This window comes from Pontibacter rugosus (assembly GCF_042678745.1).
GTDB classification, from domain to species: domain Bacteria; phylum Bacteroidota; class Bacteroidia; order Cytophagales; family Hymenobacteraceae; genus Pontibacter; species Pontibacter rugosus.
In genome coordinates, this window is record NZ_JBHTLD010000161.1 from 1 (window position 1) to 12,244 (window position 12,244).

Consider the following 12,244-nt stretch of genomic DNA (forward strand, 5'->3'; position numbering starts at 1 on the left):
ATTTTTGCCTATGCCTGATCTATTCAAGCCTTATGTTACTGCCATTAGCATCTGTATGCTGGCGTTGCTTATGCATTTTCTGCGAGAAGGAGCTAACTTTAATCTGTTGCATTTAACAGCGCCCGTGCTTCTGTTCGTTATAGGCATAGTGTTAAGCAAACTTATAAAACCAGTACTGGAGTAAAGGGTGGTATAGCCATAGCCTTTCATAAATAACAGACATGGCCGAACCTGAGAACCCAAAAATTAAAATCTGTCCTAATTGTGGCGCCGAAGTGCCTCGCAAAACAAAACAATGCCCCAATTGCGGCCAGCTGCTTTCTACACCCCGTTCTAAATGGATGAAGAACCTTACGCCAACAGAGATTTTCCTGCTCATACTGGGCAGCATTATGCTGGCTATAGGTTTAGTAGCCGTATAAGCTGCTAAAAGCTCATCAATTCCTTAAACCGCTGCGCCTGTCTGCGCGATACTTCTACTTCTTCGCCATTCTGTAGGCACAGCTTTAAGCTTCCGCTGAACCAAGGCTCAATGCGCTTCACCTGTTTCAGGTTGATGATGTGCTGGCGGCTGGCTCTAAAGAAAACCTTTGGGTCGAGGCGTTGCTCCATGTAGTTAAGCGTGCGCTGGATCAGGGGTTTCTCTTCCTCAAAGTATACGCGCGTGTAGTTACCGCACACCTCCAGCAGGCGTATCTCTGACAGCTTTACAAACCAACATTTCTCACCGTCTTTTACAAACACCTGATCATGCTCCTGCAGGTATTCGCGGGGCTGTTCCTGATTGCTTTTGCTGCTGTTCTGCTGCTGCTCCTCCAGCTTATCTAAAGCAGTTTGCAGGCGCTGTGGTTGTATGGGCTTTAGCAGGTAATCGAGGGCGTTGTACTCAAAGGCTTTGATGGCGTAGGCATCGTAGGCGGTGGTAAAGATAACCTGTGGCACCTGTTCCAGCTGCTCCAGCAGCTCAAAACCGTTCTTGCCGGGCATCTGGATATCCAGGAAGAGCACGTCCGGCTGTAGCTGCTCTATTAGCTGCAGGGCTTCTTCAGCATTCTGCGACTCGCCGGCTATTTGGATGTGTGGGTGCTCCTGCAGCAGGCGGCGCAGTTCGTTACGGGCAAGGCGCGAATCATCAACAATAAGTGCTCTCATACTTATACTTGTAAAGCCAGGGGTACAGCAAAGGAAGCTGATACGGTGTCGGGTGTTTTGTTGAGTAGTTGCAGCGTAGAGCGGCCAAAGAGCAGGCGCAGCCTTTCAGATGCGTTATTTAAACCTATGCCTGTATCTGGCTTAGGCTCTGCTGCCAACTGGCCTGTGTTCACCACCTCTATCTGTAGCTGCCCTTCCTGCACATGTGCTTTTATGTAGATGGTGCCACCCTGCGGCAACCGCGAAATACCGTGTTTGATGGCGTTCTCCACCAGCAGCTGCACCGACATAGGTGGCACCTCCACCTGCAGAACCTCCTCGTCCACTTCAAAAGTATAGACCAGCCGCTCCTCTAGCTGCACCGATTCCAAAAGCAAATAACTCTCTACCACCTCCAACTCACGCGCCAGCGGCACACGCTCCTGTTGGGTATACTGCAGACCATAGCGCAGCAGCTCTGACAGGTTTGTGATCATCTGCCGGGCCTTTTCCGGGTCTTCGCAGACCAGCGAGCGAATGTTGTTGAGGCTGTTAAACATGAAGTGCGGGTTAATCTGGGTGCGCAGTGCCTGCAGCTCCGTTTCTTTTAAGGAGGCCTCCAGTTTCCAGCGATCTATTGCCTGCTGCTGGCGCTGCCTGAACAAAGAGACCGATACATAAAGCGAGGCCCAGAGCAGCAGGATAATGTAACAGTAGAACACATAGCCCCAGTAAGCCGCAAAACTGGTTTGCTCCATCGTATACAGATGCACTACATAGACCATGGCCAGCCACATAACCAACTGCGATACTATAGCCAGGAGCAACAGGGCAGGTAGCAGGCGTAGCAGTAGCCCCGATAACGGTAGTGAAAGCCACTGTCGCCGCTTTAGGTGTAGGCGCAACAGGTGCGTGAACAGTACCATCAGACCAGCAAAAAGCGCGTTAAACTGCAGCAGCTTTAAATTTAGGGCGCTTGCACCCTGAAATATCCCGGAAATAATCAGGCTAAAAAGTCCGTACAGGCCCCAGCCCGAAAGCTGGCAAATCCAGTATGCTTTTGAGTTTCTCATGATGTAGAATGCGGCCGTTTGAGCGTTTACTAAAATAAGTATAAAAATTGAATTAAAGCATGCCTGCTATAGAGTAACTGTCTGTTTTTGTTGCGGTAACGGATGTCTGAAGAGCAGGTGCGCAAAGCAGAGGGCAAAAATGAGGTAAAGTATGCTCAGGCACAAAATGGCAACAGACGTGGTAGAGGAAGCTACTTTTACAAGTATGGCCGCGCCGCTAAAGAAGTGGGCCAGATTACCGACAACGATAGGGCGGTTGTAGATGCCGCCAATCAGGCTGCCTTTGGCCATCCAGTTAGTGGCTGCTGCTGCAAAGTATAAAGCACCCATCAGCTGCAAAACCAGTGTAAGTGTGGCCGTAGGAGCAGTATGGAAATAAGCCTGAATTTCCTGCGGAAGGAAAAGCAGACTTACTCCTGCAACGGCCATACTTACGGCCCTGGCTGTCATTATAAATTGAGTATACATATACTTGCAGTAAGGCTTCTATTTGCCTGTTTTAGCCATAAAACCATCAAGGGCTGCGAAGAAACCTTCCTGGTCGTCCCACATGATAAAGTGCTTGGCTTTGTCGTTGATGACAAGCTCATAACTTGGCAGCTTGGCAAGCTGTGCGGTGTAGTTAGCTTTAGTGGTTTCGTGCGTGGTGCCGTAGTCTTTATAAGCAACCCAGGCAGCTACAAACATGGCAGGTGCCTTTATGCTGGCCATCTCCGGGCGAAGGTCCTGGGTGTAAAGCTCATACATTGCCTGAGCTACAGTAGGTGCGTCAGAGGCAAGGTTCCACTCCAGTGCCTGCGCTATTCTAGCCTCGTCTGAGATCATCATCTTAAGCACTTGTGGCTGAGACTGGCGCAGTTGCTCCGGTGTTTGGCTAAGTATACTTTGGCGCATTTGCGCAGCCATGGGTTTCATGGTTTCAGGGGTGGCTACAGGCGAGATAAGTGCAGGCAAAAACGGAGCCGCATCCACCACCACCAGCGAGCTAACTAAATCAGGCTCTTTGGCGCTAAGCCATATGCCTAAGTAACCGCCTAAGCTGTGGCCTATTATCATTGGCTTTTTGATGTTGTTCTCACGGATATATTTAGCCAGGTCCAGGCGAACGGTTTCCAGAAAGTTGTCTGTTTTGATAGCAGGTTGGCCAGCAAAGCCTGCCAAGGTAAGCACGTGCAACTGGTGGTCTTTTTTGTAGCGGTCTATTGTCTCCTTCCATACCTCGCCGGAGCAGGAGAGACCCGGAATCAGGATAACGGGTTTGCCTTTGCCAGTTACTTCTACTTTGAAGGCGGTAGGCGTATACTTTGGAGAAGCTTGTGCCTGCATGAGCACCAGCAGGAGCATCAGTATACTTGCAGCGGAGGTTTTGATAAGGTTTTTCATAATTTTATTTTGACTAATGGTTTACCTTGTGGTTGATTTACTGTGCAAGTATAGCGCCGTAGCAAGGCTTCTGTCCAGCGAAATGTGATGAGTGGTTGTAAGATATGACGAGTGGTAAAAAAAAAAGAAACAGGAGTGGTCCATAATAAAAACCTTGGCAGATATAGCCTGATGCAGACGCTCCTAAACCCCCTTTTTATACTTTCCTTTATACTTGCGGCAGCTAACCAGGTGCTGGAGTTGAACCAGGTATACATTTGGCCGCTGCACACGCACCTCGATGACCTGCTGGTGCTGCCTCTCACGCTTACTATTGCACTGGCCGCTGAGCGTGCGTACTTCAGAAAACCTGGTTTTATACTTCCGTGGCGCTATACTTGGCTGGCCGTGTTGTTATTTAGTGTTATGTTTGAAGGCCTGCTGCCATTGCTGCACACCAAGTATACCGCCGACTTATGGGACATTGCAGCCTATGCAGCCGGGGCGGTTTTTTTTCAGTTGGCGATGAACAAGCCACTAGCTAGAAAGCAGATTTAAATGCCTCATACTTAATTACCTTAAGGTGCGTTAAATAATTTTAATGGCACAAGCAACCTTTCTGTTTCTACTGCATCTATTAGTTTAGAGAGGCAGCCAACAGAGCTGCTGATATATAAAGTCACTAACCAAACATACTATGAGAATCAAAAAATTACAGTCTGCCGCATTAGCCATTTTTGCCTTGGCTTTTTTGCTGATGAATACACCTGCTGTAGTAGCTCAAAGCCTTCGTGGCAATGGTAAGATTGCTACGCAAAACAGAAATGTGTCGGGTATCAGCGGGATTGATGTAAGTGGTGGCTTTATGGTGGAAGTTACCCAAGGCAGTAACGAGGGGGTGCGTCTGGAGGCAGAAGAAAATCTGCTGGATAACATTAAAACAGAGGTACGTAACGGTGTGCTGCATATCTATAATGATAAGAGCCTGAGTAGTAGTAAAAGTATGAAAGCCTACATAACGCTGAAGGACCTGAAAAGCATTGATATCAGCGGTGGTGTAAAAGTAGTGGGTAACTCTACCTTCAAATCTCCCTCTCTTAAAATTGACATGAGCGGTGGCTCTAGTGTAAAACTCACTGTTGATACAAAAGAAATTAAGGCTGATATGAGTGGTGCCAGTAAGGTAGAACTGACTGGTAAAACAGACGTGATGACAATGGGGATGTCCGGTGCCTCGAAAGTAGATGCTACAGCGCTAGAGGCAAATGAGGTGAGGGTGCAGGCCAGCGGTGCCAGCAACGTAAAGGTGTATGCCAATAAAACGCTTGATATTAACGCTTCCGGAGCTTCTGTGGTATACTATAAAGGCAGCCCAAGTATAACTTCTGATGTATCGGCGGCGGCACGGGTTTCCAGGTTGTAAGAGAATACACACATCATACAAGAGAAGCAGCCTTTGTTTAAGGGGCTGCTTTTTTGTTACCTATCCTTTAGCTCTGCCTGCCCGTATAGTTTAACTGCAGAAAACAAACTAATAAGTAAAGCTATGAGCGACTCTAAGAAAACAACAAATCATAAAGAAATTCAAAAGTGGGCAGAAGAGCATGGCGGCGTGCCTAGTATTATAAAAGGAACAGAAAACGATGGCGGCGGAGAAGGGGTGCTGCGCATCCATTTCCCGGAGAAGAGCAACAGCGACGACAGCTTTGAAGAGATAAGCTGGGACGAGTTCTTCAAAGAATTCGACAACAATAAACTGGCCCTGCTCCACGACCCGAATGGCGTATTCAATAAGTTAGTCAACCGAGACTAAGTATAAAAGAGAGCGGCCCTGCTAGTATAACACTGGCAGGGCCGCTCTCTTTTTATCTGTTTCAGTACTATTTCTCCTGCGCTTGCAGTAGCACCAAGGTATGGCTGAGCAAAGATTTATCGCCCCATGGGCCATGGCTGGGCACCACTACCTTTGCTTTCGGGTACCGCTGCTGCAGCTTCTTGATGGTTGTAGGCCAGCTTCTGAGGTCAGCATCAGCAATATTGCCGAGATTCTTAGCCTGCAGGTCCTTTACCAGGCATCCCCCGAACAAGATCTTTTGCTGCGGCAAGTATACCACCACGTTATCTGCGGTATGGCCACCACCGGGGTAGTGCACCTCAAACTGCTCTTTGCCAATTGTAAAAGTGGTGTCGGTAGCAAACGTTATGTCTGGCGTGCCCTTCTTGTTCTCGGTTGCAAGTATAGCCGTAAGCTCAGAGGTGATTAATGGTATACCTTGCTCCTGTAAGGCCTTTATGCCACCCATTTTATCTTCATGCCAATGCGTAGCCACGCATAGCCTTACAGGCTGCTTTAAATTGATTTTTACCCAGGTCAGAAGCTCCCTTGTCGGCTCGTTTCCCCAGCCTGTGTCTATCAAGACCACACCATCCTTTGTAGAAACAACCATGCCATGTGACGGGTATAGCACTCCGCCAAATTCATTATAAGTGGTATGGATGTACACATGAGGCGCTATCTTCGTAACCTGCAAACCTGGCACCTGTGCCCACAAAGTATAAGCAGGCAACAGGAGCAACAGGCAAAGAATAGATGGCAGCAACCGCTTCATATCTAGTGGAGCAAATTTATACTTAGCGAACCGGAGCAGGAAGTACCGGCAAACTTGCATGTCCGTCCTTATCTACCGATTGCACAGCAAAGAAGTAGTTGTCTTTAGAGTAAGGCAGCGTAGCTTTAGTATCAGTCACGTAGAAGCGCTTTTCCCAGTTCGAACTGCTTGTTTCGCGCATCAGTACGTAGTAGCCTGCCGGTTTTGCGCCTTTGGCTGGTGCCTGCCACTGCAGGTCTGTTTTATTGGTGAGGGCAGAGGTGAGTACGCCAACTTTCTCTGGGGCGGCTGGTGCCCAACCCAAGCTAGCCATACTTGCCAGATTCACGCCTGTATTTTTACGGAGGTATTCAAAATCCATGTACTCCACCAAGTCACCGTACTGCACACCGTTTTCTTTGCGTACGTCCTGGTGCTGGTGATCAAAGTCTTCGTTCATCTCACTCATACGCACAGCTGTATAACCTTGTCGGTTGAATGGCGTGTGGTCGCCGCCACGCAGGAAGCGGTCGGTGCGGTGTACCAGCACTACGTCCATCTGATCTACATACTTCTCGCCAACCAGCTCCATGTAGCGGGCCAGGTTGCGGCTTGGGCTGTCGTTTTCTGAACCGAGTGTCTTGCGCAGGCGTGCCTGCTCTTCTGTTTCGTTGGCTGGCGTGCCTTCGCTAAAGATGCGGACTTTGGTATTATCATGCAGGCCGGTTTCGGCAGAGAAAGAGTTGCCTACAATGTCGTTGTTCTGCATGGCAATCAGGTTCCAGTTTTCTTTTTTAGCACGCTCTGCTAAGTGGGTAGAGCCGTACAGCCCTTGTTCCTCTCCCTGGAATGCCACGAAAATAAGGGTAGCTGGGAATTTCTTGGAAGCCATGACACGTGCCATTTCCATTACCATCGCTACGCCAGAGGCATCATCGTTAGCGCCTGGAGCTTTGCTTTTCGCATCCATCACGTCAGTGGCTCTGGAGTCCAGGTGGCCGCCCACTATAATAACACGGCTGTCATTTGGGTCAGTGCCCTTCAGAATAGCCATTACGTTTGCCATCTCAGTGTCTTTTGGCACACGGCGTCCGTCGGCAGGTACTACAAAGCGGTCCATCTCCACGGTCATGCGGCCATCAGAGGCTTTGGCATATTTCTCAAACTCCGACTTTACCCACTCGCGGGCAGCGCCAATGCCCTCTTTTTTGCTGGTAGTGGTGCTCAGGGTATGGCGTGTGCCGAAGCTTACCATCTTGGTAACTAACTCTTCCAGGTTCTTGGCGGAGATCTCGTTCACCATTTTCTTAATCTCATCATCCTGGCGAACTACCTCTTGGGCTATACTTTCGGTAGGAGTGACTAAAGGTGATCCAGCCAGCAGCAGTAGCGCCAGCAATGTTTTTAGGTTAGGTTTTAAGGTCATCTGTAGGTGTTAGGTGTGCGATTGATGTTACAAGTTACAAAGTATATGGGAGAAATGGGCGTTTAGCAGTTAGATAGTGGCTGAGGTACTTGTACGTAGTCTTTTACAATCATAGCGCAGGTATCCGCCCTTTATGGCGCAAGTCTTCAGACTTGTGTCCTACTATGATGTCGAGTTTGCAACTCGACTGGCTTGAAAAGACATACTTTTTTATTGGCAGCCATACCTGCTGGCGCGAATTTGCAGCTCGTGTCGATTGTAGCCTCGGCCATACTTGTTGCAGTTATACTTGCATAGCCACTGCTCTTTGGATCTTCAATTAGACTATCTTTTCTAGTTTCTGCTTATCCTCCAGCTCCCATATGTCTATTGTTTCACCTTATGCTTTGGAGCGCTCAACCTAAGGACTGGGACTGATTCTGATAGCTAATGCTTTTGCTTTGGAACATTACTTCTTCCTTCCGCTTCAGCACAATTTCTTCCTTCAGGAGGGTAGGGAGGTGTTACTGCAAAGTCTCTACCTATAGAATTTATACTTGATGACTAGCAACAGCAGAAACTCCCCTCCTTGGAGGGGTTAGGGGTGGGTTCAACTGAATAGCACAAACTATGAAACTTATGCCTGAAGAACACTTAATACAGACTCCCCACCTTAGATAAGGAGGGGCAGGGATGGTTGGATAAAGCAGCTACATAGCAATGACAGCCCCCAATCCTGTCTATCTTTTAATCCAGTGAACCCTGATTCAGACTTCTCAAAATGCGATTTGGCAGCGATAGTCTTGCAGCTTGTGCAGTTCAGTTTCTACGCTCAACCTTGTTTTAGAATTGGCAAGTTCGGTTTGGTAGCGCTGTGAAAGTTCTCTGCGCCGAATGGCCTCCAGAAAGCGGCGGGCATCTTCACGTGTTTCCAGCGTAAGGCCGGGCACTTGGGCAGGTTTGTCATCATCACCTTTGGCTACCATGGTAAAGTAAGAGGTGTTGGTATGCTTTATTTTTCCTGTCTTCACGTTTTCAGCAATCACACGGATGCCCACCATGAGCGAAGTGTTGCCCACATAATTTATGGAGGCCTTCAGTGATACAAGCTCACCAACCTCTACCGGTTGCAGAAAATGAACCCCCTCCACCGTTACAGTAACGCAGTAATTGCCTGCGTGCTTAGCCGAGCAGGCGTAGGCTACCTTATCCATCAGCGAGAGCAGGATGCCACCGTGAATTTTACCGCCGAAGTTAGCATAGCTCGGGATCATCAGCTCTGTAAGGGTAGTCTGTGAGTATGAAACGGTGCGGTAATTCTGTGTGTCGGTCATGGTTTAAAATAGGGTTCAGAAGGCATATACTTCATTTAGAGTAGCTCCGTTACCTTACAAGAAGATCACATCCTTCACTACCTCACGGCCTGCTTCAATATTCAGAAGGTTAATTACTTTACTTTTAGACATATTTAGCTCGTGCTTGAGCGGGGCAGAGGTAAGTTTTACGAAAAGTTTTCCGTCTTTGAAGTATAGCTGCTGCGTTTTCAGGGCAATAGGCTTGCCCATGATTTTCTCCCAGTTCTGCACCAACTGCACCTCACTTAGCTTTCCATCAATACGGTAGGCCTGCATCAGTGCCTTCAGGCTCTCCCCAATCGGTTGGATGTCGGCTTTGCGTCTGTCAATCGCCTCTTTCTTCTTGTAGTAGCGCACGTTTTTAATGTTAAATAAGTGTGTGTGATTGGATGCTGCTAGGTTGAATAACTGGTGCTAATTGAGTTTTACATCCAGCCCAATTCTAAAATTAGCTTCTAAAAAATCCTGGGTGTCTGTATTAATATTTATAGGCATCAACTCTAATGCTATTCTTTTACCTGGTGGGCTGATCCTGAATCCTGCCCCAAAGTATCCGCCTGCATGCACATCGTTTATGTATACTGAACTGGATCTACCTGGGTCGCCACCTGTTCCTTTCAACCCCCGGGAGTTATTTACTAATGCTCCAGTACCTAATACCAGCGAAAAGGCTTTAAATCTAACAGCGTCAACATATAGGTTCGTTTGCAAGCTAACCGAGTTAAAATAAACGTCTGGCGCATCTGATATTCCCTTTCCGCTGTAATAGCCAAAACTCATGTTGGGATTTAACCGAAGCCGATCTTTCCATATTTCTCTTTGGTAACCTACCGAAAATACGAGACCAAGCCCTTCTGCATTTTTCCCCATAGAAGCACCAATGCCTGTTGCATACTTCAAGCTACTCTTCGAGAACTCTTGCCCGTAACAAATGCTCCAACTAGTAAGCAGTAGGAAAGTGAAGGTGATTAATAGTTTGTTCATAGGGTAGGTAGTTGTGCAAGTATAAATCAGGTACGCGCTTGGGTTGGCAGCAGCAGCAATCAGAGCTGTCCAATCACCTTTACTGTTCCCTCCTTCACATCAAATCTACGGATACTTTCTGAGAGGCCTTCGAGTATTTTATCGGTTCTTTCGAGGTGCGTGTCGGTCAGGAAAATCTGGCCGAAGGTATGGGCGGCTACCATTTGCATGAGCTTGGTGATGCGTTTCTCATCCAGTCGATCAAAGATGTCGTCAAGCAGGAGCAGGGGCTTGTGGTGCTGCCGCTGGTCCATTACCTCGAAGTGCGCCAGCTTCAGGGCTATCACATAACTCTTTTGCTGCCCCTGCGAGCCAAAGCTTTTCACAGGATTGCCATCCATCAGAAATACAAAGTCATCTTTATGCGGGCCAACGGTGGTGCGTTGCAGCGCCAGGTCTTTTCGCTCGGCCTGTTGCAGCTTCTGCGCAAAGTCATTGCCTTCCAGCTGGCACTTATAGGTAAGCGTAACTTCTTCGCTGCTATCTGAAATGTGGCGGTAATGTTTTTGAAAAATTGGCACAAACTCCTGCAGAAAAGCCTGCCGCTCTTGTGCCAGCTGCTCTCCAAAGGGCACCAGCTGCTCGTTCAGTATGTGCAGGTAATCGCCGTCGAAGTAGCGGCGCTCGGCAAACTGCTTTAAAAGCGAGTTGCGCTGCTTCAGCACATGGTTATACTGTATTAGCTGCTCCAGGTACGTGTGGTTAAGCTGTGAGATGAGGCTGTCGAAGTACTTGCGGCGCTCCTCGCTGCCCTCCCGGATCAGATCCGTGTCATAAGGTGAAATCAGGACCACCGGAAAGCGCCCGATATGGTCGCTCATCTTGTCGTAAGGCGCTTTATTGTGCGTTACAGTCTTTTTCTGCCCTTGCTTCAGGCTTACCTGCACCGTGTGTTTATCGCCAGCCACCTCAAAGCGGCCCTTCACCATAAAGAAATCCTCGCCTTGTTTTATACTTTGCAGGTCAGTGCCCGGAAAGGCACTTTTGGTCATGGAGAGGTAATGTATAGCATCTAGCAGATTAGTTTTTCCGCTGCCGTTGTCGCCAATAAAACAGTTGATATGCTCCGAAAAAACCAGCGCGGCCTCTTCGTAGTTCTTGAAAAACAGCAAACTTAGATTTTCGAGGAGCATTTAGTTTCTACTTTGATATCTTTTTCCTTAATTTCGCATGATAAACCGTTTGCGGTTATATTTGCCGCAGCACTAGAGGGTTAAAGCCTTCAGCTATAAAACGGACATCTTAAAAACGCAAGACTATTACTCATGGCTGATACGAAAGATAAGGCAAAAGCGAAGTCGGCGAAAGCAAAGGTACAGGCTGAGCCAAAGTTTTCAAAGGAAACATACATGGAGTGGTATGAGTCGATGAAGCTCATGCGCCGCTTTGAAGAGAAATCAGGACAGCTGTACGGACAGCAGAAAATCAAAGGTTTCTGCCACCTGTACATCGGCCAGGAAGCCTGTGCAGCAGGTGCTGCTTCAGCACTGGAGAAAGGCGATAAGTGGATTACTGCTTACCGCGACCACGCTCACCCGTTGGCATTAGGCACAAGCCCTGACGCTATTATGGCGGAGTTATTTGCAAAGGCGACAGGTTGCTCTAAAGGCAAAGGTGGCTCTATGCACATTTTCGATAAAGAAGTCGGCTTTATGGGTGGCCACGGTATAGTGGGTGCGCAGGTGCCGCTTGGCGCAGGTATCGCCTTTGCTGAGAAGTATAACAAGACTGGCAAAGTTTGTATCTGCTACATGGGTGACGGTGCTGTGCGCCAGGGTGCTTTCCACGAGGCCCTGAACATGGCCATGACCTGGAAGCTGCCAGTTATCTTTGTGATCGAAAACAACGGTTACGCGATGGGTACTTCGGTACAGCGTACGTCTAACGTGGTGGAGCTTTATACATTGGGCGAAAGCTACGATATTCCTTCTGAGCCGGTTGATGCCATGGAAGTAGAGCTTGTGCACGAAGCTGTGGCAAGAGCCGCTGAGCGTGCCCGCGCCGGAGAAGGCCCAACCCTGCTTGAGTTCAGAACTTACCGCTACAAAGGGCACTCTATGTCTGACCCGGCTAAGTATAGAACCAAAGAAGAGCTGGAAGATTACAAAGGCCGCGACTCAATCGAATCTGTGAAAGCTACTATTTTGAAAAACGGCTGGGCAACAGAAGAAGAACTGGATGAGATTGATGAGAAAATAAAAGAGCGCGTGGCACAATCAGTTACGTTCGCTGAAGAATCTCCATATCCAGACCCGAGCGAGCTTTATACAGATATCTACATAGAAAGCGATTATCCATTCATAATGG

The 12,244-nt window shown here is 48.3% G+C and carries 16 protein-coding genes; 6 read left to right on the forward strand and 10 right to left on the reverse strand.

All coding sequences use genetic code 11. The annotated features are described in order from the left end of the window. A partial coding sequence (locus tag ACFQ2O_RS15590) for a hypothetical protein (protein ID WP_377529608.1) occupies positions 1-184 on the forward strand: 184 nt, incomplete at its 5' end. 37 nt (positions 185-221) lie between these two features. Then, on the forward strand, positions 222-422 hold the full coding sequence (locus ACFQ2O_RS15595) for a zinc-ribbon domain-containing protein (RefSeq protein ID WP_377529612.1): 201 nt from the start codon (positions 222-224) through the stop codon (positions 420-422). A gap of 4 nt (positions 423-426) precedes the next feature. On the opposite strand, the gene ACFQ2O_RS15600 is transcribed toward ACFQ2O_RS15595, so the two are convergent. The 4 genes from ACFQ2O_RS15600 to ACFQ2O_RS15615 form a co-directional block, all read right to left on the reverse strand. After that, on the reverse strand, positions 427-1,152 hold the full coding sequence (locus tag ACFQ2O_RS15600; protein ID WP_377529615.1) for a LytR/AlgR family response regulator transcription factor: 726 nt from the start codon (positions 1,150-1,152) through the stop codon (positions 427-429). Positions 1,153-1,154: 2 nt separating this feature from the next. After that, positions 1,155-2,204 (reverse strand): sensor histidine kinase, encoded by a 1,050-nt coding sequence (locus ACFQ2O_RS15605; RefSeq protein WP_377529618.1) that lies wholly within the window; start codon positions 2,202-2,204, stop codon positions 1,155-1,157. 66 nt (positions 2,205-2,270) lie between these two features. Next, positions 2,271-2,654 (reverse strand): hypothetical protein, encoded by a 384-nt coding sequence (locus ACFQ2O_RS15610; protein ID WP_377529623.1) that lies wholly within the window; start codon positions 2,652-2,654, stop codon positions 2,271-2,273. Positions 2,655-2,690: 36 nt separating this feature from the next. Beyond that, entirely contained in the window at positions 2,691-3,587 is an 897-nt protein-coding gene (locus ACFQ2O_RS15615) for an alpha/beta fold hydrolase (RefSeq protein WP_377529628.1), read from the reverse strand. A gap of 171 nt (positions 3,588-3,758) precedes the next feature. Here ACFQ2O_RS15615 and ACFQ2O_RS15620 point away from each other — a divergent pair, with 171 nt between their 5' ends. The 3 genes from ACFQ2O_RS15620 to ACFQ2O_RS15630 all read left to right on the forward strand — a co-directional run bounded on the left by ACFQ2O_RS15620 (position 3,759) and on the right by ACFQ2O_RS15630 (position 5,379). After that, on the forward strand, positions 3,759-4,124 hold the full coding sequence (locus ACFQ2O_RS15620) for a magnesium citrate secondary transporter (protein ID WP_377529632.1): 366 nt from the start codon (positions 3,759-3,761) through the stop codon (positions 4,122-4,124). A 139-nt stretch (positions 4,125-4,263) separates the two neighbouring features. Then, positions 4,264-4,989, forward strand: a complete 726-nt coding sequence (locus ACFQ2O_RS15625) for a head GIN domain-containing protein (RefSeq protein WP_377529637.1) — start codon at positions 4,264-4,266, stop codon at positions 4,987-4,989. A gap of 123 nt (positions 4,990-5,112) precedes the next feature. Further along, positions 5,113-5,379, forward strand: coding sequence for a hypothetical protein (locus ACFQ2O_RS15630; RefSeq protein ID WP_377529640.1), 267 nt, complete (start codon positions 5,113-5,115; stop codon positions 5,377-5,379). 67 nt (positions 5,380-5,446) lie between these two features. Here the strand turns inward: ACFQ2O_RS15630 and bla are convergent, their stop codons facing one another. The 6 genes from bla to recF form a co-directional block, all read right to left on the reverse strand. Next, positions 5,447-6,175 carry a subclass B1 metallo-beta-lactamase gene (bla, locus tag ACFQ2O_RS15635; protein WP_377529642.1) on the reverse strand — a complete coding sequence of 243 codons (729 nt, stop codon included), beginning with the start codon at positions 6,173-6,175 and terminating at the stop codon, positions 5,447-5,449. 22 nt (positions 6,176-6,197) lie between these two features. Continuing rightward, complete coding sequence (locus ACFQ2O_RS15640; RefSeq protein ID WP_377529645.1) at positions 6,198-7,580, reverse strand: M28 family peptidase; 1,383 nt, start codon at positions 7,578-7,580, stop codon at positions 6,198-6,200. A gap of 755 nt (positions 7,581-8,335) precedes the next feature. Beyond that, complete coding sequence (locus ACFQ2O_RS15645) at positions 8,336-8,893, reverse strand: acyl-CoA thioesterase (RefSeq protein WP_377529648.1); 558 nt, start codon at positions 8,891-8,893, stop codon at positions 8,336-8,338. Between the two features lie 54 nt (positions 8,894-8,947). After that, the gene (locus ACFQ2O_RS15650; protein WP_377529651.1) at positions 8,948-9,271 is read right to left on the reverse strand and encodes a DUF721 domain-containing protein; all 324 of its coding nucleotides are present in this window, start codon (positions 9,269-9,271) and stop codon (positions 8,948-8,950) included. A 57-nt stretch (positions 9,272-9,328) separates the two neighbouring features. Then, complete coding sequence (locus tag ACFQ2O_RS15655) at positions 9,329-9,898, reverse strand: hypothetical protein (protein ID WP_377529654.1); 570 nt, start codon at positions 9,896-9,898, stop codon at positions 9,329-9,331. A 59-nt stretch (positions 9,899-9,957) separates the two neighbouring features. After that, positions 9,958-11,070 carry a DNA replication/repair protein RecF gene (gene recF, locus ACFQ2O_RS15660; protein WP_377529661.1) on the reverse strand — a complete coding sequence of 371 codons (1,113 nt, stop codon included), beginning with the start codon at positions 11,068-11,070 and terminating at the stop codon, positions 9,958-9,960. A 132-nt stretch (positions 11,071-11,202) separates the two neighbouring features. On the opposite strand from recF, the gene pdhA reads away from it, so the two are divergent. Beyond that, on the forward strand, positions 11,203-12,244 hold a 1,042-nt coding region (gene pdhA, locus ACFQ2O_RS15665), incomplete at its 3' end, for a pyruvate dehydrogenase (acetyl-transferring) E1 component subunit alpha (protein WP_377529664.1).